This is a genomic window from Miniimonas sp. S16, assembly GCF_057748195.1.
Genome location: NZ_CM173242.1, coordinates 2,684,670 through 2,705,894, shown reverse-complemented (window position 1 = coordinate 2,705,894; position 21,225 = coordinate 2,684,670). Strand labels below are relative to the sequence as shown.

At 74.0% G+C, this 21,225-nt stretch carries 21 protein-coding genes and 1 pseudogene; 9 read left to right on the top strand and 13 right to left on the bottom strand.

The window, feature by feature from the left end; genetic code table 11:
- Position 1 precedes the first annotated feature (1 nt).
- On the bottom strand, positions 2 to 1,531 hold the full coding sequence (locus AC3AQ1_RS11800) for a hemolysin family protein (RefSeq protein WP_108719127.1): 1,530 nt from the start codon (positions 1,529 to 1,531) through the stop codon (positions 2 to 4).
- A 143-nt stretch (positions 1,532 to 1,674) separates the two neighbouring features.
- Between AC3AQ1_RS11800 and AC3AQ1_RS11795 the strand changes: the two genes are divergently transcribed.
- Positions 1,675 to 2,643 carry a 1,4-dihydroxy-2-naphthoyl-CoA synthase gene (locus AC3AQ1_RS11795; RefSeq protein WP_108719126.1) on the top strand — a complete coding sequence of 323 codons (969 nt, stop codon included), beginning with the start codon at positions 1,675 to 1,677 and terminating at the stop codon, positions 2,641 to 2,643.
- Positions 2,644 to 2,705: 62 nt separating this feature from the next.
- Here AC3AQ1_RS11795 and AC3AQ1_RS11790 read toward each other — a convergent pair whose 3' ends face one another.
- Positions 2,706 to 3,758 carry a DUF3048 domain-containing protein gene (locus AC3AQ1_RS11790; protein WP_234417493.1) on the bottom strand — a complete coding sequence of 351 codons (1,053 nt, stop codon included), beginning with the start codon at positions 3,756 to 3,758 and terminating at the stop codon, positions 2,706 to 2,708.
- Positions 3,759 to 3,813: 55 nt separating this feature from the next.
- On the opposite strand from AC3AQ1_RS11790, the gene AC3AQ1_RS11785 reads away from it, so the two are divergent.
- Both AC3AQ1_RS11785 and AC3AQ1_RS11780 read left to right on the top strand, forming a co-directional pair.
- Entirely contained in the window at positions 3,814 to 4,962 is a 1,149-nt protein-coding gene (locus tag AC3AQ1_RS11785; RefSeq protein WP_108719125.1) for an AMP-binding enzyme, read from the top strand.
- 15 nt (positions 4,963 to 4,977) lie between these two features.
- Positions 4,978 to 5,913, top strand: coding sequence for a 1,4-dihydroxy-2-naphthoate polyprenyltransferase (locus tag AC3AQ1_RS11780; protein ID WP_108719124.1), 936 nt, complete (start codon positions 4,978 to 4,980; stop codon positions 5,911 to 5,913).
- Positions 5,914 to 6,120: 207 nt separating this feature from the next.
- On the opposite strand, the pseudogene AC3AQ1_RS11775 reads toward AC3AQ1_RS11780, so the two are convergent.
- Positions 6,121 to 6,195, bottom strand: a pseudogene (locus AC3AQ1_RS11775) (DUF4229 domain-containing protein); the annotation flags it as partial.
- A 99-nt stretch (positions 6,196 to 6,294) separates the two neighbouring features.
- Here AC3AQ1_RS11775 and AC3AQ1_RS11770 point away from each other — a divergent pair.
- Positions 6,295 to 6,792 (top strand): hypothetical protein, encoded by a 498-nt coding sequence (locus AC3AQ1_RS11770; RefSeq protein WP_108719123.1) that lies wholly within the window; start codon positions 6,295 to 6,297, stop codon positions 6,790 to 6,792.
- An 89-nt stretch (positions 6,793 to 6,881) separates the two neighbouring features.
- Positions 6,882 to 7,499 (top strand): DUF8091 domain-containing protein, encoded by a 618-nt coding sequence (locus tag AC3AQ1_RS11765; RefSeq protein ID WP_108719122.1) that lies wholly within the window; start codon positions 6,882 to 6,884, stop codon positions 7,497 to 7,499.
- 31 nt (positions 7,500 to 7,530) lie between these two features.
- Here AC3AQ1_RS11765 and ccsB read toward each other — a convergent pair whose 3' ends face one another.
- From ccsB to AC3AQ1_RS11735, 6 genes are all read right to left on the bottom strand, one after another.
- The gene (ccsB, locus tag AC3AQ1_RS11760) at positions 7,531 to 8,571 is read right to left on the bottom strand and encodes a c-type cytochrome biogenesis protein CcsB (RefSeq protein WP_108719121.1); all 1,041 of its coding nucleotides are present in this window, start codon (positions 8,569 to 8,571) and stop codon (positions 7,531 to 7,533) included.
- Positions 8,568 to 10,358, bottom strand: coding sequence for a cytochrome c biogenesis protein ResB (gene resB / locus AC3AQ1_RS11755; protein WP_108719120.1), 1,791 nt, complete (start codon positions 10,356 to 10,358; stop codon positions 8,568 to 8,570). The genes ccsB and resB overlap by 4 nt, the downstream gene beginning before the upstream one ends.
- Positions 10,358 to 11,128 (bottom strand): cytochrome c biogenesis CcdA family protein, encoded by a 771-nt coding sequence (locus tag AC3AQ1_RS11750; RefSeq protein WP_108719119.1) that lies wholly within the window; start codon positions 11,126 to 11,128, stop codon positions 10,358 to 10,360. The genes resB and AC3AQ1_RS11750 overlap by 1 nt, the downstream gene beginning before the upstream one ends.
- Positions 11,128 to 11,679 carry a TlpA family protein disulfide reductase gene (locus AC3AQ1_RS11745; RefSeq protein WP_108720187.1) on the bottom strand — a complete coding sequence of 184 codons (552 nt, stop codon included), beginning with the start codon at positions 11,677 to 11,679 and terminating at the stop codon, positions 11,128 to 11,130. The genes AC3AQ1_RS11750 and AC3AQ1_RS11745 overlap by 1 nt, the downstream gene beginning before the upstream one ends.
- A gap of 61 nt (positions 11,680 to 11,740) precedes the next feature.
- The gene (locus AC3AQ1_RS11740) at positions 11,741 to 12,382 is read right to left on the bottom strand and encodes a histidine phosphatase family protein (protein ID WP_108719118.1); all 642 of its coding nucleotides are present in this window, start codon (positions 12,380 to 12,382) and stop codon (positions 11,741 to 11,743) included.
- 166 nt (positions 12,383 to 12,548) lie between these two features.
- A complete protein-coding gene (locus tag AC3AQ1_RS11735) occupies positions 12,549 to 13,166 on the bottom strand; it encodes a MarR family winged helix-turn-helix transcriptional regulator (RefSeq protein ID WP_108719117.1) in 618 nt (205 codons plus the stop codon).
- A 119-nt stretch (positions 13,167 to 13,285) separates the two neighbouring features.
- Here AC3AQ1_RS11735 and AC3AQ1_RS11730 point away from each other — a divergent pair, with 119 nt between their 5' ends.
- On the top strand, positions 13,286 to 13,831 hold the full coding sequence (locus AC3AQ1_RS11730) for a YceI family protein (protein ID WP_108719116.1): 546 nt from the start codon (positions 13,286 to 13,288) through the stop codon (positions 13,829 to 13,831).
- 180 nt (positions 13,832 to 14,011) lie between these two features.
- Here the strand turns inward: AC3AQ1_RS11730 and AC3AQ1_RS11725 are convergent, their stop codons facing one another.
- On the bottom strand, positions 14,012 to 14,254 hold the full coding sequence (locus tag AC3AQ1_RS11725) for a glutaredoxin family protein (protein ID WP_108719115.1): 243 nt from the start codon (positions 14,252 to 14,254) through the stop codon (positions 14,012 to 14,014).
- 146 nt (positions 14,255 to 14,400) lie between these two features.
- On the opposite strand from AC3AQ1_RS11725, the gene AC3AQ1_RS11720 reads away from it, so the two are divergent.
- The gene (locus tag AC3AQ1_RS11720; protein WP_108719114.1) at positions 14,401 to 15,942 is read left to right on the top strand and encodes a UDP-N-acetylglucosamine 1-carboxyvinyltransferase; all 1,542 of its coding nucleotides are present in this window, start codon (positions 14,401 to 14,403) and stop codon (positions 15,940 to 15,942) included.
- Between the two features lie 100 nt (positions 15,943 to 16,042).
- On the opposite strand, the gene AC3AQ1_RS11715 is transcribed toward AC3AQ1_RS11720, so the two are convergent.
- The 3 genes from AC3AQ1_RS11715 to AC3AQ1_RS11705 all read right to left on the bottom strand — a co-directional run bounded on the left by AC3AQ1_RS11715 (position 16,043) and on the right by AC3AQ1_RS11705 (position 19,120).
- Positions 16,043 to 16,141 (bottom strand): 30S ribosomal protein bS22, encoded by a 99-nt coding sequence (locus AC3AQ1_RS11715; protein ID WP_003792170.1) that lies wholly within the window; start codon positions 16,139 to 16,141, stop codon positions 16,043 to 16,045.
- 112 nt (positions 16,142 to 16,253) lie between these two features.
- Entirely contained in the window at positions 16,254 to 17,450 is a 1,197-nt protein-coding gene (locus AC3AQ1_RS11710; protein WP_234417492.1) for an acetoin utilization protein AcuC, read from the bottom strand.
- Between the two features lie 398 nt (positions 17,451 to 17,848).
- Positions 17,849 to 19,120 (bottom strand): alpha-amylase family protein, encoded by a 1,272-nt coding sequence (locus AC3AQ1_RS11705; protein WP_108719113.1) that lies wholly within the window; start codon positions 19,118 to 19,120, stop codon positions 17,849 to 17,851.
- A gap of 118 nt (positions 19,121 to 19,238) precedes the next feature.
- Here AC3AQ1_RS11705 and AC3AQ1_RS11700 point away from each other — a divergent pair, with 118 nt between their 5' ends.
- Together AC3AQ1_RS11700 and AC3AQ1_RS11695 are read left to right on the top strand one after the other, a co-directional pair.
- Positions 19,239 to 19,850: a TetR/AcrR family transcriptional regulator gene (locus AC3AQ1_RS11700; protein ID WP_159096535.1), complete on the top strand. Its 612-nt coding sequence runs from the start codon at positions 19,239 to 19,241 to the stop codon at positions 19,848 to 19,850.
- 3 nt (positions 19,851 to 19,853) lie between these two features.
- Positions 19,854 to 21,224, top strand: a complete 1,371-nt coding sequence (locus AC3AQ1_RS11695) for a TrkH family potassium uptake protein (RefSeq protein ID WP_108719111.1) — start codon at positions 19,854 to 19,856, stop codon at positions 21,222 to 21,224.
- Position 21,225 lies beyond the last annotated feature (1 nt).

Sequence of the window (21,225 nt, the reverse complement as noted above, 5' to 3'; positions counted from 1 at the left end):
CTTAGGACGCCGTGCCCGACGGCGAGCCCGCCGCCTCGCCGTCGGCCGCCGGCGAGGCGGGGGTCGAGGTCGCGGGGGGCCGGGCCCCGGAGGCGGACGCCGCTGCGGCGGGCGCGGGCGCGGGCTCGGGCTCGGGCTCGGGCATCTCGCTGCCGTCCTCGACGGCAAGCAGCCGGACCTCCTCGATCCGGTGCCCGTCGACGGCGGTCACCTCGAGGTCGTGCTCGACGCCGTCGGGATCGGCGACGCGCACGACGTCCCCGACCACGGCCACCCGGTCGAGGCGGTCCATGACCAGGCCGCCGACCGTCTCGTACGGCCCGTCCGGCAGCACGACGCCGGTGCGGTCCTCGACGTCCTCGATGGTCAGCCCGCCGCGCACCGTCACCGGGCCGCCGGCGGCGTTCGCCGGCTCGACACGGGAGCGGTCGTGCTCGTCGTCGATCTCCCCGACGAGCTCCTCGACGAGGTCCTCGAGCGTCACGATCCCGTCGGTGCCGCCGTACTCGTCGATGACGACGGCGATGTGGATGCGCCGCCGGCGCAGCACCGAGATCGCCGGCAGGAGCGCGTTCGTGCCGGGCAGCACGACGATCTCGCGGGTGAGGTCGCGCACCGTGCGGGCGGGCTCGCCCGCGACGTCCGCGACGAGGACCGCTCCCGCGTCGTCGTCGCCGCTCGTGCGGACCGCCTCGAGCGCGGGCGACGCCGCGTCGACGGCCGCGAGGAAGAGGTCGCGCACGTGCACGAAGCCGAGGATGTCGTCGACCCCGCCATCGCGGACGGGGTAGCGCGAGAACGGCTCCTGCGCCACGACCGTGACCGCCTGCGCGATCGTGAGGTCGGCGTCGAGGAAGACGACCTCGTGCCGCGGGCGCATCACCTCCGTGAGCGAACGCTCCGACGCCTCGAAGACGTCGCGCAGGATGGCGCGCTCGACGTCGGGCAGCCCCTCGTGGGCCGTGACGATCGAGCGCAGCTCCTCCTCGCTCATCTCCTCCCCCGACCGGCTCGGGTCGCCCCCGAGCAGCCTCACGAGCGCGTTCGTCGAGACCGACAGCAGCCAGATCACCGGCCGCATCAGGGTCGCGAACGAGTCCAGCGGAGGCCCGACGGCGAGCGCCAGCTGGGAGGAGCGCTGCAGCGCGAGGCGCTTGGGCACGAGCTCGCCGAGCACGAGCGAGAGGTAGGCGATGACGAGCGTGCACAGGATGAGCGCGGTGGTGCTCGCGGCCCCCGCGCTCAGCCCGAGCGCCTCGAGCCCCGGCGCGAGGTCCGGCGCGATCGTCGAGGCGCCGTACGCCGCGGAGAAGAAGCCCGCGACGGTCACGCCGATCTGCACCGCGGCGAGAAACCGGTTGGGGTCCTCGGCGACGGCGGCGACGCGCTGCCCGCGGCGTCCCTTCCGCGCGAGCTGCTCGATCTGGCTCTCGCGCAGCGAGACGAGCGCGATCTCGGTGCCGGCGAAGATCCCGCCGACGAGGATGAAGATCAGGACGAGCCCGATGTTGGCCCAGGTCTCGGCGTCCATCAGCGGGCCGCCGCCGACGTCGACCTGGGCGGGTGATGTCGGGGGTTGTCCATCCCTCCATTCGACGGCATCGGCGGCACGCTGCGCAACCGCGCCGACCCGAGCGCGACCGGGCCGGGTGCGGCGCTGGGTAGGTTGGCCGCGTGACCGACCAGCTACCGACCCGCGTCTCCGACACCTTCGACCCGACCCGCTGGCGCGTCGTCGAGGGGTTCGACCTCACGGACGTCACCTACCACCGGGGCGTGGACCGCTCGGGCGGGACGGTGCGCGACCTGCCCGTCGTGCGGATCGCGTTCGACCGCCCCGAGGTGCGCAACGCGTTCCGCCCGCACACCGTCGATGAGCTGTACCGCGTCCTCGACCACGCCCGGATGACCTCCGACGTGGGCACCGTCATCCTCACCGGCAACGGCCCGTCGCCGAAGGACGGCGGCTACGCCTTCTGCTCGGGCGGGGACCAACGCGTGCGCGGCCGAGACGGCTACCGCTACGCCGTGACGGACGACGGCGGAGCGCCCGTGGGCGAGACGCGGGAGTCGGTCGACCCCGCCCGGGCCGGGCGCCTGCACATCCTCGAGGTGCAGCGACTGATGCGGACGATGCCCAAGGTGGTGCTCGCCGTCGTGAACGGGTGGGCCGCCGGCGGCGGGCACTCGCTGTTCGTCGTCGCGGACCTCGCGATCGCGAGCCGCGAGCACGCCGCGTTCATGCAGACCGACGCGAACGTCGGGTCGTTCGACGCGGGCTACGGCTCCGCGCTCCTGGCGCGGCAGGTGGGCCAGAAGCGCGCGCGGGAGATCTTCTTCCTCGCGCGGCGCTACAGCGCCGAGGACGCCGAGCGGTGGGGCGCGATCAACGAGGCCGTGAACCACGCGCGGTTGGAGGACGTGGCGCTGGAGTACGCCGCGACGATCGCGACCAAGTCACCGCAGGCGATCCGGATGCTCAAGTACGCGTTCAACCTCGCCGACGACGGCCTGGCCGGGCAGCAGGTCTTCGCGGGCGAGGCGACGCGGCTCGCTTACATGACGGACGAGGCCGCCGAGGGCCGCGACGCGTTCCTCGAGCGGCGCGACCCGGACTGGTCAGGCTTCCCGCACTACTACTGAGGCCCGCGGAGCCCCCACCGGGGCGCCACCAGGCCACCGCGCCGTCCTGCGCAGCGCCGGGCTCAGCTGATCGTGACGTTCCCGCCGGCGTTCGGCACGAGCTCCACCCAGCTGTTGCCCGGGGCCAGCAGGATCGGCGTGCCGTCCTCCGCGGTGAGGACCACGGGGTCCTTCGTCCCGCCCTTGGACCACGTGCCCTTGACCGCCTTGCCGCCGCCGAGGACCCAGACCTCACCGGTCCCCTCGAGCACCGTCTCGGGCACCGGGGCGCCGGCCGGGTCGACCGTGCCGGTGTCGCGCACGTCGACCCGCATGATCACGACGTTCGTCGCCGAGAGCCGGACGCCGTCGGCCGAGATCGCGGCGTCGCCGCTCTCGTTGCGCACCCACTTCCCGGTTCCGGCGTCCCAGTCCCAGCTCGGCTTCGCGGCCGGGAAGGTCGCGTCCACGTGGCTGGCGGGGGCGCCGGCGACCTCGGCGGAGGACTCGGCCGCGGTGGGCGCGAGCACGAACTGCTGTGGCGGCGGGGCGGTGCGCTGGCCGTCGTCGGCCGCGTAGAAGTCGGCCATCGTGCCGTAGACGTTGTGCGGCGCGCGGCGGTCGCTCGCGCGGTACATCCCGTCCGCGCCCTCGTCGTTGCTCAGCACCTGCAGCCCGGCGTCGCGCATCTCCTGGACGAAGCCGCCCTGCCCGCCGGAGAACACGATGATCCCGCCGAGCGGGCCGGCGATCGCCGCGTCCATCGGGCGCACGGAACGGATCGGGCCGACGGTCGTCGGGATCGTGGAGTGGAACACCGCGTTGAACCGCGTCTCGCCCCCCTCGACCATCTGCTCCCAGACGACGTCCGCCTGCTCGAGCCCGGTCTGGGGGCGCGCCTGGCGGGAGTTCTCGATCTTCACCGAGATCGCCGGCCGCACCTCCTGGCCGCCCTCGACACCGGTGAGCGGCCACGTGGGCGGGATCACGGGCGCGGGCGCCGCAGCCTTGTCGACCACGACGACCGGCGGCACGGTGGTCGCGGGGTCGGTCGGCCGCACCTGTTCCGCGGGGCCGCTGCACGCGGCCAGCAGAAGCGCGCCCACGGCGGCGAGGGCGCTGATCGGAAGTCTCACTCGCACGGCGCCCACTGTGCCACGGCGCTCGCGCCGCGCCTCCTAGGCTGGCCGCGTGCCTTCGTTCTCCGCGCCCGGTTCGGCGCACCCGCCGGACGGCCTGTCCGACGGCGAGCTCACGGCCGCGCTGGACGGGGACCGTCCGCTCGTGCTCGGGGACGCGGAGCTGGCCGCGCCCGGCACCGGTGCCCGTGGCCTCGCCCGCGCCCTCGGGGCCGCCGCGCTCGTGCCCACGTCGGGCTCGACGTCGGGCGTTCCCCGGGTCGTGGCGCTCACGACGGCGAACCTGCGCGCCTCCGCGAACGCGACGCACGAACGCCTCGGCGGCGCCGGGGCGTGGCTGCTCACGGTGCCGGACACGCACGTCGCGGGCCTCATGGTCCGGGTGCGCGCGCACCTGGCCGGGACGCCGGTCGTGCACGCCGACGGCCCGTTCCGCCCCGAGGGTCTCGTCGCGGGTGTCCGGCGGCTCGCGGCGGTGGCTCCGGGCGGGCGCCGCTACGTCTCCCTCGTGCCCACCCAGCTGCGCCGGGTGCTCGCCGACCCGGCCGCCACCGAGGCGCTCGCCACGTTCGACGCCGTCCTCGTCGGCGGCGCGGCCACGCCCCCGCCCCTGCTCGACGCCGCGCACGCGGCGGGCGTCCGCGCCGTCACCACCTACGGCATGACCGAGACCGCGGGCGGGTGCGTGTACGACGGCGAGCCCCTGCGCGGCGTTGACATCCGGCTCGGCGCCGACCAGCGCGTCCTCATCGACGCACCCCAGGTCGCGCTCGGCTACGTCGCGCGCGGCGCGCTGGAGCCGTTCGACGGCACGTTCGCGACGGCGGACCGCGGCCTCGTCACCGACGGTCGCCTCCGCGTGCTCGGCCGCCTGGACGACGTGCTCGTCTCGGGCGGCGTCAACGTGGACCCCGCCCAGGTCGAGGCCGTCGTGGCCGGGCTGGACGGCGTGGCCGAGGTCGCCGTCGTCGGCGTGCCCGACCCGGAGTGGGGGCAGGCGGTGGTGGCCGTGGTTGTCCCGACGACCCCGACCCCCGGGGACCGCAGCGACCTCGCGGAGGCGGTGCGCGCCGTCGTGCGCTCGTCGCTGCCGCCGGGCTGGGTGCCGCGCCGCGTCGTGGTGCGCGATTCGCTCCCCCTGCGCGGACCGGGCAAGATCGACCGCCGGGGCCTGGCGGCCGAGCTCGCCGACCCCGCCTGACGAGAGGGGACGCGGATGGCCACGGCCAAGGACTGGGTCGAGGGCGCGCGACCGAAGACGCTGCCGGCGGCGATCGCCCCGGTCCTCGCGGGGACCGGGGCCGCGGCGGGCGTCGGCGGGTTCGACGGCGTCGCCGCGGTGCTCTGCGCGCTGCTCGCGCTCGCGCTGCAGGTCGCCGTCAACTTCGCCAACGACTACTCCGACGGCGTGCGCGGCACCGACGACGTGCGCACCGGGCCGATGCGGCTCGTCGGCTCGGGCGCCGCGACGGCCGGGCAGGTCAAGCGCGCGGCGCTGCTCACCGGCGCCGTGGCGGCCCTGCTCGGGGTGGCGCTGTGCGCGTGGACGGGGCGGTGGTGGCTGCTCGCCGTCGGCGCGGCGTGCCTCGTGGCCGCGTGGGGCTACACCGGGGGCCGGCGTCCGTACGGCTACCTGGGCCTCGGCGAGGTCATGGTGTTCGTGTTCTTCGGGCTCGTCGCGACGGCGGGCACCACGTACGCCCAGGCCGGCACCGTGACGGTCGGCACCTGGTGCGCGGCCGTGGCGGTCGGGTCGCTCGCGTGCGCGCTGCTCATGGCCAACAACCTGCGCGACCGCGCGGAGGATGCGGTCGTGGGCAAGCGCACGCTCGCGGTGCGCCTCGGCGAGGACCGCTCGCGCCGCATGTTCGGCGCGATGGTGCTCCTGCCCTACCCCGCGGCCGCGGTCGCGGTGCTGGCCGGGCTCGGCACGCCGGGTCTGCCGATGGCGCTCGCGCCGCTGCTCGTGCTGACGTCCCTACCGGTCGCGCTCGCGCTCGCCCGGCTCGTCCGGCACGGCGTCGCCGGTCCTGCGCTCATCGGCGTGCTGCGCGACGTCGGTCGGCTCGAGCTCATGGTGGCCGTCGCGTTCGCGCTCGGGCTGTGGTGGGGCGGCAGCGGCGGCTTCGGCAGCGGGTTCGGGGTCGGCTGAGTCGGGGCCGGCCGAGACGGGGCCGACCGAGTCGGGGCCGGCCGAGTCGGGGCCGGCCGAGTCGGGGCCGGCCGAGTCGGGGCCGGCCGAGTCGACCACCGCGTCCTCGACCGACTCGTCCACCCCGGCGACCAACGGCTTCGCGGGACGGTTCGCCCGCTCGGCGAGCGCCCGGGCCGCCGCGTCGCGTGGACGCGCGAGCAGCAGGTAGGACACCGCCGCGGCCACAATCACCGACACGAGCAGCCACACCCAGCCACGCAGACCGACGAGGTACAGCACCGCGAGGCTGGCGACGAGGGTGAGCAGACGCAGCAGCGAGTAGCGCAGGAGGGGCACCGAGCCAGGGTAGTTCTCTGCCCGGCGACGTACCCTGAGGAGATGATCCGCCTGCTGATGTTCCTGGCTGTGACGGCGGCGGTGGTCTACGGCCTGGTGTGGCTCTCCCTCCGGCTCCGCGCCCGCGGCGCCGAGCCCACGCCGAGCCGCCCCGCACCGGACGACGACCCCGAGTTCCTCGCCGAGCTCGACCGTCGGCTGCGCCAGCAGCGCCGCGAACGGGCGCGCGCCGAGCAGGCTGCCGCCGAGCGCGGGTCCCGGACGGACGCGACGCACGACGGCGAGGCCGACCACGCGGGCACGGCCGGCACGACCGACGCGTCCGGCACCACCGGCACGGCGCGCGCGTCCGGGACGGCAGGCGCGACGGGCACGGCAGATGCGACGGGCACGACGGACCCCGGCGAGGCGGACCGCGCGGACCGCGCGGACCGCGCCGACCACCCGGGCCACCCCGGCCACCCGGGCCGGCCCGACGACGACGCCACCGGCACCGCCCCCGGCGCGACCGGCGGCGACCCCCGCCCCGGAGTGTCCTGACGGGCGGCATCGGGGAGCTCGCCGAGAGCCCGCTGCACGCCGCGCTCAAGCGCGAGCTCGCGGGTCCGGGGTCGCGGTTCGAGGTGCCCGTGCAGCGCTGGGTGATCGACCTGGTGCGCGCCGACGGCGAGCTCGTCGAGGTCCAGACCGGCGGCTTCGGTCCGCTCGGCGACAAGCTCGACGCCCTGCTCGACACGCACCGGATGCGCATCGTGCACCCCGTGCCGGCTCGGCGCTGGGTGGTGCGGACCGACGCCGACGGACGCGTCCTCTCCCGCCGCCGCTCACCCCGACCCGCGGCCGCCACCGACCTGTTCCACCCGCTCGTCGCGATCCCCACGCTCCTGGGCCACCCGCACCTCGTCGTCGAGGTGCTGCTCGTGGAGGAGGAGCACGTGCGCGGCCCCGCGCCGGTCCGCACCTGCCGGCGGCGCCGCGACCCCGGCGAGCGCCGGCTCGTCGGGATCCTGGACCGGCACGAGCTGCGCGAGCCCGAGGACGTCCTCGCCCTCCTCGGCCCTCGCCTGCCCGCCGGCGAGTTCACGACGGCGGAGCTCGCCGTCGCCCTGTCCGTCCCCCTGGTCCTCGCGCAGCGCATCGCGTTCTGCCTGCGCTACCTCGAGCTGGCCGAGCAGGTGGGGCGCCGCGGGCACGCGCCGCTGTACCGGCGCTCCAGGACGGCTCCCGCTGCGCGACCGCCCTTCTGACCGTCCGAACCGGCTGCTCGGAACCGGCGGGTCAGACTCCGGAGTAGCTGTGCAGCGAGCTGAAGAAGAAGTTCACGACGTAGTAGTTCACGAGGATCGAGACGAACCCGATGATCGAGAACCAGGCGGCCCGCCGGCCCTCCCAGCCGCGCGTGGAGCGGGCGTGCAGGTAGGCGGCGTAGACCACCCAGATCACAAAGCTCCAGACCTCCTTGGGGTCCCAGCCCCAGAAGCGGCCCCAGGCGTGCTCGGCCCAGATCGACCCGGAGATCAGCACGAAGGTCCACAGCACGAACCCCACGGCGTTGATCCGGTAGGACAGCCGCTCGAGCGAGTCCGCCGTCGGCAGCTTGGCCGCGAGACGTCCCGCGGTGCCGCGGTGCTCGGCCCGGTCCTTGACCAGCTGCAGGACCGAGGTCGTCGCGGCGACGGCGAACACACCCATCGCGCTGGAGGCGATCGACACGTGGATCGCGAGCCAGTAGCTCTGCAGGGCGGGCTGCACGGCGGCCGGGTCGGTGTAGAGCACCGTGAGCGCGAGGAAGAGCGCCAGCACCGCGAGCAGCGAGATGGAGGTCCCGAGGTAGCGCACGTCGCGGCGCCGCTGAATGCCGAGGAACAGTGCGCTCGCCACGAACACCGCGACCATCGTGAACTCGTACATGTTCGCCCACGGCACGCGCCCGGCGGCAATGCCGCGCAGCACGATCCCGATGAGCAGGAACAGCGCACCGAGCACGAAGGTCGACATCCCGATGGCGGCGGCCCGACGGCGAACCTGCGTCGGGCCCGCGGCGTCACCCGAGCCCGTGGCCGGCTCGGCCGCACCGCCCGCGGCCGTCCTCGCCGCGCCGTTCACCGGCGTCGCGGGAGGCAGCGCGGCCGCGTCGGCGGTCGCGCTCCCGGCTGCCTCGGCGGGCGCACCGGCCGCGACGAGCTGCGGCTCGCGGACCCGGGACGGCGCGCTCGCGACGCGACGCGAGAGGTCGATCGCGAAGGTGACCGTGGCGATGAGGTAGCACGTCATCGCTGCCGTGACGAGATAGAGGCTGAGCTGGCCGAGCTCGGTCATGCGGTGCTCCCAGGGGACTGCGTCGGCGGGGCGTCCCCCGAGCCGGGCCCGCTGCGCAGCGGCGTCAGCACGCGCTGCAGCTCACGGTCCAGGCCGGGGTCGTCGCCACGCGCGAGCGCGGCGGCGGTGACCACTGTACGGCCCGCGTCATCCGCGCCGACACGGACGAACACGCGCCGACGCGGCAGGAACAGCGAGCCCGCCAGCCCGCCCAGCGCGAGCAGCGCGAACGTGAGGACGAAGCCGAGCGTCGGGTCGTAGCGCAGGTCGAGCCCGACGTAGCGGGGCAGGTCCTCGAACGTGATCGTCCCGAGCCCGTCGGGCAGGTCCACGGTCTCCCCCGGGCGGACGACCACGCGCACGGGCTCGGTCGTCTCGGTGCCGTCGTCCGCCGTCGTCTGCTGCGTCACCTGGGTGAGTCCGTCGGTGTCGAGCTGGTAGACGTTCTGGGGCACGCCGTCGTCCAGGCCGAGGTCGCCGGACCAGACGTCGAGCACGAGCGCCGGGTCGTCGGGGTAGGGCGAGATCGAGAACGCGTTGGCGTCCGCGTCCACGACTGCCGTGGGCAGGAGCCAGCCGTTGAGGCCGATCTGCGTGCCCGTCGTCGTGTCCGCGACTTTGATGACGCCGCGGGACTCGTACGTCGCGTCGTTCTGCGGGATGAACGGGACGGCGCCGGAGAACGCAAGCGCGCCGCTGGCGTCGCGCACCTGCACCCGCGGCGCGAACCCGTTGCCCATGAGGTAGACGTTCGCGCCGCCGACCCGCAGCGGGTGGTTCACCTTGATCGTCGCGGCCGTGGGCTCGCCGTCGGGCTCGGTCACGGTGACGGACGCGGTGAAGTCCTTCGCGGCGCCGGTCGTCTCGTCGAACTCGGCGGTGAAAGAGTCCAGCTGCATCCGGAACGGGTCGAGGGAGTCCGCCGCGAACCACGTGCCGGCGTCGAAGGAGTCGTAGGCGATCCGTGAGTTCGCGAACGTCTCCCCCTCGACCACGATGACCTGCCCGCGGTAGTGCACGAGCGAGCCGTACGCCACCGAGACGAGCAGGCCCACGAGCGCGAGGTGGAACGTGATGTTGCCGGCCTCACGCAGGTAGCCGCGCTCGGCCGACAGCGTGACGACGCCCCTGGCCTCCTCGCGCCGCACGCGGTAGGGCTTCAGCGCCGTCGTCGCGGAGGCCACGATCTCCTCGCGCGTGCTCGTCGTGACGAACGCGTCCCGCACCGGGAACCGCGAGAAGCGGCGCGGCGCCCGGGGCGGCGGCTCCCGCAGGGTGCGCACGTGATCGATCGCCCGCGGCACGATGCAGCCCACGAGGCTCACGAACAGCAGCAGGTACACGGCCGCGAACCACGGCGAGGCGTAGACGTCGAAGAGGCCGAACCGCTCGAGCACGGGCGCGAGGTCGGGGTGGTCAAGGTAGTACTGCGCCACCTTCTCCGGCGTCTGCGGCCGCTGCGGGAAGAACGCACCGGGCAGGGCCGCGACGGCGAGCAGCAGCAGGAGCAGCAGCGCCACGCGCATCGACGTGAGCTGGCGCCACATCCACCGCAGCCACTCGCGGGCGCCCCACCGGGCGAGCTGGTCGCCCGTGGCGGTCGCGGTCGGGGTCAAGGTCGCGGTGGCGGTGTTGCTTGCAGGGGCAGACGGCGCTGCCGTGGCCGAGGCGCGCGCCGCCTCGCCGTCGCGAGCCTCGCCGTCGCGGGCTGCGCCGTCGGGCGTGCCGTCCTCGCCCGACTCCTCCACCTCCGGCTCGCCGGCCAGTCCCTCGGGGCGGTAGCGCATCACACCACCGTCCCGTACTGCGCCACCCACGAGCCCACGACGCCGATGAGTCGCCCCCACAGCCCGGTCACCAGCGCGAGACCCACCAGCACCAGCAGCGCGCCGCCGATCCGCATGATCGCGAGGCGGTGCTCGCGCAGGAACCGCATGGCCCGCGCCGAACGCCGGAACGCCAGTGCGATGAGGACGAACGGCAGCCCGAGACCCGCGCAGTAGGCCAGCGCGAGGATCGCACCGCGCGCGGGCGAGCCGGTGGGCAGCGCGAGGATCGTGATCGCCGCGAGCGTGGGGCCGATGCACGGCGCCCAGCCGAACCCGAACGTCACGCCGAGCAGCGCCGCGCCGCCGATGCCGGCGCGCGGGCCGACGTGCACGCGGGCCTCCCGCTGCAGCCACGGCAGCCAGCCGAGGAACGCCAGACCCATGAGGATCACGACGACGCCGAGCACGCGCATCACGACGTCGAGCCACGGCGTGAGCGCGGCGCCCACCTGCACGAAGACGAGTCCGAGCGCGACGAACACCACGGAGAAGCCCGCGACGAACGCCAGCACGCCGGCCAGCAGGCGGCCCCGCGCGGCGCCGGTGACCTGGCCGAGGTCCTGACCCGTCATCCCGCTCACGTACCCGAGGTAGCCGGGCACGAGCGGCAGCACGCACGGCGAGGCGAACGACACGAAGCCCGCGAGGAGCGCGACCGGGAGTGCCACGAGCAGCGGCCCGTTCAGCACGGTCTGGGCGAAGGCGTCGCCGATGCCGCTGAGGTCCATCAGCTCTCGGCGAGCGTGTCGTCGATGAGCCCGCGCAACGTCTTCCCGTCGGCGAGCCCCATGATCCGCGCGGCCGGCCGACCCTCGCGGTCGAGCACGACCGTGGTGGGGTAGGCGCTGAGCGGCACCACGCCCTCGAGCGCGGCGACGGCAGTGGCCGAGGAGTCCTGCAGGCTCGGGTACCCGACGCCGAAGCTCTCGTTGAAGGCCTCGACCCGGGCGGCGTCGTCGCGCGCGTTCACGCCGAGCACCTGCACGCCCTGGCCGGTGTAGTCGGTCGCGATCGCCGCGAGGTCGGGCGCCTCGACGCGGCACGGCGGGCAGTCGGCGTACCAGAAGTTGAGGACCACCACCTCCCCGCGCCAGTCGGCGAGGTCGACGGCCTGGCCGTCGAAGGTCTCCCCGGTCAGCTCGATCGCGTTCTGGCGGTCGGCCGGGGCCCAGGTGGTGAAGGAGCCGTCGCCCGCGTCGTAGCCCGCGTCCGCCACGGCCGGGGTGTCCGACCCCTGGGCCGAGCAGCCGACGAGGCCGCCGGCGAGGAGAGCGCCCACGGCAAGCGCGGCGAGCGCCGCCCCGCGCGGGTGTGCCGTTCGCCCGGCACGGGCCGTGCGGCTACGCACCGGGCACCGAGGAGGCACCGGGCAGGAGCGCGGCGGCGGGCTCGGCGTAGTCGTGCCCGACGAGGCGCGCGTCCTCGAACGTGAGGGAGGTGACGGACGCCAGCGAGCACTCCCGCGAGCGGGGGTCGTGCCACAGCGGCCGGCCCTGCAGCGAGCGTCGGACGGCCCAGATCGGCGACTGGTGCGAGACGAGCACGGCCTCGTGGCCGTCGGCCAGTCGGCGCGCGTCGGCGATCGCGGCGAACATGCGGTCGCGCTGCTCGGTGAACGGTTCGCCCCACGACGGCCGCAGCGGGTTCCACAGGTGCCGCAGCACCGACGGCGTCAGGAGCTCCCGGCCGCCCGCACCGGCGAGTCGGCGGCCCTCCAGCAGGTTGGCGGCCTCGATGAGGCGCTCGTCGGTCTCGACGTCGAGCGCGAGGGTCGCGGCGATCGGCGCCGCGGTCTCCTGCGCACGCTGAAGCGGGGAGGAGATGACGTGCGTCACGTCCGCGCCCGCGAACGCCTGGGCGACCGCATCGGCCATCTCGGCGCCCCGCTCGGACAGGCGGTAGCCGTCGAGCCTGCCGTAGAGCACGCCGTCCGGGTTGTGGACCTCCCCGTGGCGCACGAGATGGACGATGGTGCGGGACATGCTCCCTAGTGTCGCAGACGTCCCTGGGTGCTCCGGCCGGGTCGCTCCGGCCCGGTCGCTCACGGCTGCAGCACTCATGCCGAGCGCAGGGCGAAGCACCGAGCGAGGACCCGACCGGTGTCGTTCCCGAGCGCGGGCCACCCAGCCACCCGGGTGGTCCGGTGCGCTAGCAGCCGGCGTTCCTGCCACTCCCACCGTCGACGCCGGCACCCTCGGCCCAGGCACCCTCAGTCCCAGCACCCTCACCTCCAGCACCCTCGGCCCCACCCGGCAACGCGTCGATCCCCGCGGCCTCGAGCACGGCGCGCATCGCGCCGCCGAGGTCGCGCAGCTGCTGCGCCGAGAGCACGTCGACGAGCCGGGCCCGCACCGAGGCCACGTGACCGGGCGCCGCCTCCTCGAGGCGACGCATGCCGCGCTCGGTGAGAGCGGCCTCGACCCCGCGGCCGTCCTTCGCCGCGGGGCGGCGGGCCACGAGCCCGGCGCTCTCGAGCCGCGCGACGGTGTGCGTGACGCGGCTGCGAGAGTGCGCCACCGAGTCGGCGAGCTCGGACATCCGCACGCGGTGCTCCGGGGCCTCGGACAGCCGCACGAGCAGCTCGTACTCCGCCATCGACAGCCCGCTCGCCGTCTCCAGGTCGGCCGAGAGCGCGCGCATGAGGAACGAAGCCCCCACGATGGTCGCGCGCCAGTCGCGCTGCTGCTCGGCGGTGAGCCACCGCGGCTCACCCGCCGTTCCCGACGCGCTCACCGGCGCTTCCTCGCCGTCGCGCGGGGTGTTCATGAGCCGATGGTACGGAGGTGGCGAGCCGTCTCGGTGCGCGATCCGCTCGCCGCGATTACTTGTCGAGACAAGCACATCTGTGATAGAAGTTGAGTGTTCAACCAACCAGACGTCTCACCTTGGAGCACCTCATAGGCATCCCCACCGGCACGTACGCCATCGACGCCTCGCACAGCGAGGTGGCCTTCACCATCCGTCACGCGGGCATCGCCAAGGTGCGCGGGCGCTTCACCGAGTTCTCGGGCGCGGTCGTCGTGGCCGACAACCCGGCCGACTCCACCGCGAACGCGACCATCGTCGCGAGCAGCGTGGACACCGGCAACGCGCAGCGCGACGGCCACCTGCAGTCCTCGGACTTCTTCAGCGTCGAGACCAACCCCGAGTGGACCTTCACCTCGACCGGCTTCGCCGGCGCGGGCGAGGACTTCACGCTCAGCGGCGACCTCACGGTCAACGGCATCACCAAGCCGGTCGAGCTCGAGGTCGAGTACAACGGCGCCGGCGCCGACGCGTACGGCAACGAGCGCATCGGCTTCTCGGCCAGCACCGAGATCTCCCGGACCGACTTCGACATCACCTGGAACGCGCCGCTGGAGGCGGGCGGCGTGCTGCTCGGTGACAAGGTGAAGATCCTCATCGAGGTCTCGGCCGTCAAGCAGGCCTGACCGCGCCGCGCCTGAAGGCGCGACAGCACCGCCGTGAGGGGCGGGTCCCGCGGGACCCGCCCTTTACGCGTGTCCGGACGTTCGCCGTCGCGCACGACGGCGAACCGACGGCGCGGCACCGTGACCCGGCGTACGCCGTCACCGCGCGCGCACGACGGCGAGCTCCCCCGCCCGGCCGCCTCACCCCCGCAGGGCCGCCAGCACCCGGGTGGCGTCCAGGCGCCAGTGCCCGCGCTCCGCGCCGTCGACGAGCACGACGGGCACGAGCTCGCCCCACGCCTCCTGCAGCTGGGGTGACGCGTCGACGTCGACGCTCACCCACCGCTCGCCGCTCGCCTGCGCGACCTGGCCGAGCACCTCGTGGGCCTCGGCACAGAGGTGGCAGCCGGCGCGCTCCAGCAGGATGATCCGCACGTCGCTCATGACCACAGTCTGCGGCAGAAGGCAACCCCTGCCCGAGCCCGGCACGTGGTCGCATAGATCACCCGGCGCATGAACTTTCCCCGCGACACGCAGGATCTTCACATCCTGCCGCGCAGATATCTCACCCCGTGGTTACGATCGTCTCCATGACGACGACACTCGGCGACACCCCCCTCGTGGCGATCGGCACGCTCATCCGCGGCGCGCGCCAGAACAAGGGCCTCACGCAGGCCCAGCTCGCCGAACGCCTGTCCACCTCGCAGAGCGCGATCGCCCGCATCGAGCAGGGCAGCCAGAACCTCTCGGTCGACATGCTCGCCCGCATCAACGCGGCGCTCGAGGCCGACCTGCTCCCGATCTCCTCCTCCCCGCGCCCCACGCACCTGCGGGTGAGCGGCGGGCACCGGCTCTCGGGCACCATCACCGTCAACTCCTCCAAGAACGCGGCCGTCGCCCTGCTGTGCGCCTCGCTGCTCAACCGCGGTCGCACCGTCCTGCGCGGCGTCGCGCGGATCGTGGAGGTCGACCGGATCGTCGCGGTGCTGCAGTCGATCGGCGTCCAGGTGACGTGGTCCCAGGACGGTCGCGACCTCGAGATCATCCGCCCGGCGGACCTCGACCTCACGGGGATCGACGACGACGCCGCGCGCCGCACCCGCAGCATCATCATGTTCTTCGGCCCGCTGCTCGGCCAGGAGCCGACGTTCGAGCTCCCCTACGCCGGCGGCTGCGACCTCGGCACGCGCACGGTCGAGCCGCACATGATCGCGCTGCGCCCGTTCGGGCTGGACGTCACGGCCACCTCGGGCGAGTACCACGCTCGCGTGGCGAAGGACACGGGCGCGCCCGTCTACGTCGTGCTCACCGAACGCGGCGACACGGTCACGGAGAACGCGCTCATGGCGGCGGCCGGCCGGGACGGCGAGACCGTCATCCGCAACGCCTCGCCCAACTACATGGTCCAGGACCTGTGCTTCTACCTCGAGCTGCTCGGCGTCTCGATCGAGGGCATCGGCACCACGACGCTCCGGGTGCGCGGGCGCCGCGTGATCGAGGCGGACGTGGAGTACCACGTGAGCGAGGACCCGGTCGAGGCGATGAGCCTGCTCACCGCCGGCATCGTGACCGGCTCGGAGATCACCGTGGCGCGCGTCCCGATCGAGTTCATGGAGATCGAGCTCGCCGTGCTCGGCGAGATGGGGCTGCGCTTCACGCTCTCGCCCGAGTACACCGCACTCAACGGCCGCACGCGGCTCGTCGACATCACGGTCTCGCCGAGCGACCTCAAGGCGCCGATCGACAAGATCCACCCGATGCCGTTCCCCGGGCTCAACATCGACAACCTGCCGTTCTTCGCGCTGATCGCGGCGTGCGCCACGGGCCACACCACGATCCACGACTGGGTGTACGACAACCGTGCCATCCACCTCACCGACCTGACCCGGCTGGGCGCCGACGTGCGCCTGCTCGACCCGCACCGACTCGACGTCACGGGCCCGACCCGCTGGTCCGGCGCCGAGGTGAGCTGCCCGCCCGCGCTGCGGCCCGCCGTCGTGATCCTGCTCGCGATGATGGCCGCCAAGGGGACGAGCGTGCTGCGCGGGGTCGACATCATCGCGCGGGGCTACGAGCAGCTGGCCGACCGGCTCATCGAGCTGGGTGCGCACATCGAGACGTTCCGGGACTGAGGGCGGTGCCGGGGCGCCCACGGGCGTCCCGGCACTCCGGACGCACGAAGGGCCGCCACCCGATCGGGTGGCGGCCCTTCACCGCGTCAGCGGACGCGACTCACTTCTTGTTGCGACGCTGGTGGCGCGTCTTGCGCAGCAGCTTGCGGTGCTTCTTCTTGGCCATCCGCTTGCGGCGCTTCTTGATGACGGAACCCATGGTTCACCTCGCTCGTTGATCGGATCGGGTCTCCACCGCGACGTGGAGCCCATCGATGAGCGTCGCGTGGAACGAAATCCCGGACAGTCTACTCCCGCGCCGAGCCGCGCGCTCACCAGCTCGGGTCCAGGCCGTGCAGCGGAAACACCGCGGTCCGGGTGGCGAGGATCGTGCGGTCGACGTCGTCCGCCGGGTCGTACCCCTCGGCGAACCGCTTGAGCTCCACCGCGAGACCGTCGCTCCAGTGCTGCGGCGCCGCGATCCGCAGGCGACTCTCGACCTCCTCGACCCAGGCCCGTGGCAGCTCGGCGTCCAGATCGGGCGCGGCGCCGGCGGCGATCGCGGTGAGCCCCGCCCAGACCCGCGGCACCACCTCGACGACGGTGTAGCCCCCGCCGCCCGTCGCGATCCACCGGTTCCCGGCGTGCGCGGAGGCGAGGTCGCGCATGAGCACGGCGGCGCCGAGCTGGTGGTCCACGCTGACGCGCAGGTTCGTCATCGGGTCGCCCATGTGGGAGTCCGCGCCGTGCTGGCTGACGAGCACGTCGGGCGCGAACTCCGCGAGGAGCGGGGCCACGATCGCCTCGACGGCGCGCAGCCACGCGTTCCCCCGCGTGCGCGCCGGGAGCGCGACGTTCACGGCGTAGCCCTCCGCGCCGCTGCCGCCGACGTCGGAGGCGAACCCCGTGCCGGGGAACAGCGTGAGGCCCGACTCATGGACCGAGATCGTGAGGACCCGGGGGTCGTCCCAGAAGGCGCGCTCCACGCCGTCGCCGTGGTGCGCGTCGAGGTCGACGTAGGCCACCCGCTCGGCGCCCTGCGCGAGCAGCCAGCGGATCGAGACGGCGACGTCGTTGTAGACGCAGAACCCCGACGCGCGGTCCGGCATCGCGTGGTGCATCCCGCCCGCGACGCTCACGGCGTGCGGCCCGGCTCCCGACCACACCCAGCGCGCGGCCGCGAGCGTGGAGCCGACGGTCCGGGCCGCGGCGGCGTGCATCTCGGGGAACATCGGGGTGTCCTCGGTGCCGATGCCGCGGGCCTCGTCAGGCTCGCCGCGCGCCCCGGCCTTGACGGCCTCGACGAACGCGGGGTCGTGCACCAGCGTGAGCAGGTCGTCGTCGACGTCCTCGACGCCGATCTCGACGACGTCCGGCAGCGCGAGCGCGCGCACGAGGTCACGGGTGAGCTCGATCCGCACGGGCGCCATCGGGTGGCCGGGGCCGAAGTCGTACCAGAGGAGGTCGTCGGACCACACGAACGCGGTCGGCCCGTCGGGGGCACGGTGAGCGCGGGGGGCGTCCGTCACGTCCTCACCTCCCTGTCCGACGCGCTCACCCTAGTGCGCACGCAGGCCCGGGAAGGGCGCTTTGGCCGGCGGGAGCTCCGGCCCGGCGCAGGGTGCGCGATGCCAGCGATTCGTGCCGCAGCCACGCGCGATGCCAGCGACTCGTACCGCACCCAAGCGCGATGCCAGCGATCTGTATCGGTTCTCGACGCCGATCCGACACCAACCGCTGGGTCCGCGACGCCCGACCGGCACACATCGCTGGGTCCAGCGATCCGTGCCGCACCCACGCGCGATGCCACGATTCGTAGCGGTTCTTTCGACGCCCGCCCGGCACACATCGCTGGCTCCACAGCACCAACCGGCACACATCGCTGGGGTCGGCCGGCGTCGGCCGACCGGCCGCACCCGAACCGGCGTCAGACCGACCCGTGCGTCCCCACGCGGACGAGCTCCTCGCCGTCGGGCGTGCGCACGCTCGCGGTGACGCCACCCTCGCCGGTGAGCGTGAGCTCGACGTCGAGCGCGCCGCCGTCCGCCGCGCTACGGTAGACGAGCCGGTCGGCGGCAACGTCGAGCACCTGCGTGCGCGCACGCACGAGCCACGGGTGCCGCCGGCGCAGCGCGACGAGCGCGTGGTAGGCGCGCCAGAGCATCGGGTCGGAGCCCGCGACGCCCGGCAGGTAGGCCGGGTCGGCGGGCAGCGCGGGCCGCACCGCGTCGTCACCGCCGAGGCGGTCCTCCTTGACGCCGCGCCAGCCGAGCTCGTCGCCGTAGTACACGGTCGGCACGCCACCAAGCGTCATCAGCACGGCGGCCGCGACGGCGGCGCCGTCGGAACCGACCTGCGAGGCGATCCGCGTGACGTCGTGGTTGCCCACGAACGTCGCGGGGACGAAGGAGTCCAGCAGCGCGTCGTGCCGGCGCAGCGTCCAGTCCAGCTCGTGCGGGTTGCGCGAGGCGAGCGAGGACCAGGTCGCCTTCCACAGCTCGTACTCCGTGACGGAGTCGATGCCGGAGTCGCGCACGTACGCCGCGTAGTCGCCGTGGATCATCTCCCCGACGATCCACGCGTCCGGGTGCGCCGCGCGCACCCGGGGCAGCACCGCCGCCCAGAACGCGGGGTCGACGGCGTAGGCCGCGTCCAGCCGCCAGCCGTCGGCGCCCGCATCGAGCCAGTGCATCATGACCTCGGCGACGTAGTCCTGCACCGCCGGGCTGGAGTGGTCGAGCGCGACGAGCGAGCCGTGGCCCTCGAAGTCGGCGAACCTCGGGCCGTCCGGCGCGTCCCAGTCGATCCGGAACCAGCCGGCGACCTCGCCGTCGGGACCCTCGGCCAGCGCACGGCGGGCCAGCGGGTGCTCGCGCGAGACGTGGTTGAAGACGCCGTCGAGCAGGAGCCGCACACCGCGGTCGCGGCACGCCGCCACGAGCGCGTCGAAGTCGGCGCGGGTACCCAGCCGCGGGTCGATCGCGAGATGGTCGAGGGTGTCGTAGCCGTGCGTCGCGGAGGCGAACACGGGCCCGAGCGCGAGGCCGTTGAGCCCGAGCTCCACGACGTGGTCCAGGTACCGGGCGACGTGCGCGAGCCCCTCCCCCGGGCCCGCGGGCACGTGGGGCCCCCGCACGTCCCGTCCGTCGATCCCGAGCGGGTAGACCTGCCACCACAGGGCGTGATCGATCCACGACATCGCCTTCTCCTTACCGAGCGCTTACTGAGCCTGACTCAACGACACTCACGATACCCCGTTGAGCCAGACTCAACAAGGGGGTGGGAGCGCGCGCGACACACGGTCTATGGTGAGCGACGTGACGGACGGGCCCGGGGAACGCCGTCGGCGCCTCGCCCCCGAGGAACGACGCGCCGGCATCGTGGCAGCAGCAGCAGCGGCGTTCGACCAGGAGTCCTTCGACCGCGTCGCGGTCGCCGACGTCGCTCGGGCCGCGGGCACCTCCGAGGCGCTCGTCTACCACTACTTCCCCTCCAAGGCCGACCTGTACGCCGGCGCCGTCGGCGCACGGCTCGGGCACCTCGGCGACGCGGCCGAGGCCGCGGTGGCCGCACTCGGCCGCGACGCCTCCGCGCGCGACCAGGTGCGCGCCGTCGTGCTCGCCCACCTGGACCACGTCGCGAAATACCCCGCCGCGTGGGCGGGCGGCCTCGACGGCGTGGGCGCCGAGCCGCCGGGCGGCGTGGCCATCCGCGAGGCGGCGCGCCAGCGGCGGCTCGACCTCCTCGCCGAGCTGCTGCTCCCGGACCCCCGGCCCGAGCGGCACTACGCGCTCGCCGGGCACGTCGCGCAGGTCGACGGGCTCTCGCGCGACTGGGTGCGCCGCGGCCGCCCCGAGGAGGAGCGCGCCAGCATCGTCACCGTCGCGCTCGGCGCGCTGCAGGGCGCGCTCGGCGACTGGGGGCGGTGAGCCATGGAGCTGCCCACCCCCATGGTCGCCGCACGCGACCTCGTCGACCGCATCGCCCGGCGCTCGCCGGCGCGGCTCGCCGTCGCCGTCTTCGCCACCGTGGTCGCCGTCGTCACGCTGCTGCTGTTCCAACCGGCCGCGACCGCCTCGGGCGAGCGCCCGACGCTCGTCGAGGCGTTCTTCACCGCGACGTCCGCGGTGTGCGTCACGGGACTCACGGTGGTCGACACCGCGACGTTCTGGTCGCCGTTCGGGCAGGCGGTCATCCTCGTGGCGATCAAGGTGGGCGGCCTCGGCGTGATGACGCTCGCCTCGATCCTCGGCCTCGCCGTGTCGCGGCGGATCGGCCTGACCCAGCGGCTGCTCACCGCGAGCGAGACGAAGACGAACCGGCTCGGCGAGGTCGGGGGGCTCATCCGCGCCGTCATCGTCGCCTCGGTGACGCTCGAGGTGGCCCTCGCGCTCATCCTTTTCCCGCGGTTCCTCACGCTCGGCGTCCCGGTCGGTCGCTCGGCGTGGGAGGCCGTGTTCCTCGCGGTCTCGATCTTCAACAACGCCGGGTTCGTCATCATGCCGGAGGGCATGTACCCCTACGTGGGGGACTGGTGGATGTGCCTGCCGATCGTGGTCGGCACGTTCGTCGGGGCGATCGGCTTCCCCGTGATCCTCAACGTGTGGGTGAACCGCCACTCGCTGCACCGCGTCGCGCTGCACACGCGCCTCACCGTCGTCACCAGCGCGCTGCTGGTCGCGCTCGGCACCCTGTTCATCGGCGCGTTCGAGTGGTTCAACACGAAGACCTTCGGCCTCCTGCCCGTCGGCGACCGCATCCTCGCCTCGCTGGTCGCCGGGGTGACGCCGCGCTCGTCGGGGTTCTCCACCGTCCCGATCGGCGACATGCGCGAGGCGACCTGGTTCCTCACCGACGCCCTCATGTTCGTCGGCGGCGGCAGCGCGTCGACGGCGGGCGGCATCAAGGTGACGACGCTCGCCGTGATGGTGCTCGCGATCGTCGCCGAGGCCCGCGGCGATCGCGACGTCGAGGCGTTCGGCCGGCGCATCGACCCACCGACGCTGCGGCTCGCCGTCGCGGTCGCGTTCATCGGCGCGACGCTGGTCGGGATCGCGACCCTGCTCCTGCTCACGATGACCGACCTCACCCTCGACGTCATCCTGTTCGAGGTGATCTCCGCGTTCGCGACCTGCGGACTGTCCACCGGCATCACGCACACGCTCCCCGAGGGTGCCCAGGTCACCCTGGCAGTGTTGATGTTCTTCGGCCGCACCGGCACGATGACGCTCGCCGCCGCCCTCGCCCTGCGCAACCGCCGCCGGGTCATCCGGCTGCCCGAAGAGAGGCCGATCATTGGCTGAC

Coding starts and splice junctions, on each gene's coding strand:
- AC3AQ1_RS11800 (WP_108719127.1), bottom strand. CDS start 1,531: ATGGACGCCGAGACCTGGGCCAACATCGGGCTCGTCCTGATCTTCATC.
- AC3AQ1_RS11705 (WP_108719113.1), bottom strand. CDS start 19,120: ATGTCGTGGATCGATCACGCCCTGTGGTGGCAGGTCTACCCGCTCGGG.
- AC3AQ1_RS11715 (WP_003792170.1), bottom strand. CDS start 16,141: ATGGGTTCCGTCATCAAGAAGCGCCGCAAGCGGATGGCCAAGAAGAAG.
- AC3AQ1_RS11780 (WP_108719124.1), top strand. CDS start 4,978: ATGGCCACGGCCAAGGACTGGGTCGAGGGCGCGCGACCGAAGACGCTG.
- ccsB (WP_108719121.1), bottom strand. CDS start 8,571: ATGACCGAGCTCGGCCAGCTCAGCCTCTATCTCGTCACGGCAGCGATG.
- AC3AQ1_RS11725 (WP_108719115.1), bottom strand. CDS start 14,254: ATGAGCGACGTGCGGATCATCCTGCTGGAGCGCGCCGGCTGCCACCTC.
- AC3AQ1_RS11695 (WP_108719111.1), top strand. CDS start 19,854: ATGGAGCTGCCCACCCCCATGGTCGCCGCACGCGACCTCGTCGACCGC.
- AC3AQ1_RS11740 (WP_108719118.1), bottom strand. CDS start 12,382: ATGTCCCGCACCATCGTCCATCTCGTGCGCCACGGGGAGGTCCACAAC.
- resB (WP_108719120.1), bottom strand. CDS start 10,358: ATGCGCTACCGCCCCGAGGGACTGGCCGGCGAGCCGGAGGTGGAGGAG.
- AC3AQ1_RS11735 (WP_108719117.1), bottom strand. CDS start 13,166: ATGAACACCCCGCGCGACGGCGAGGAAGCGCCGGTGAGCGCGTCGGGA.
- AC3AQ1_RS11750 (WP_108719119.1), bottom strand. CDS start 11,128: ATGGACCTCAGCGGCATCGGCGACGCCTTCGCCCAGACCGTGCTGAAC.
- AC3AQ1_RS11770 (WP_108719123.1), top strand. CDS start 6,295: ATGATCCGCCTGCTGATGTTCCTGGCTGTGACGGCGGCGGTGGTCTAC.
- AC3AQ1_RS11720 (WP_108719114.1), top strand. CDS start 14,401: ATGACGACGACACTCGGCGACACCCCCCTCGTGGCGATCGGCACGCTC.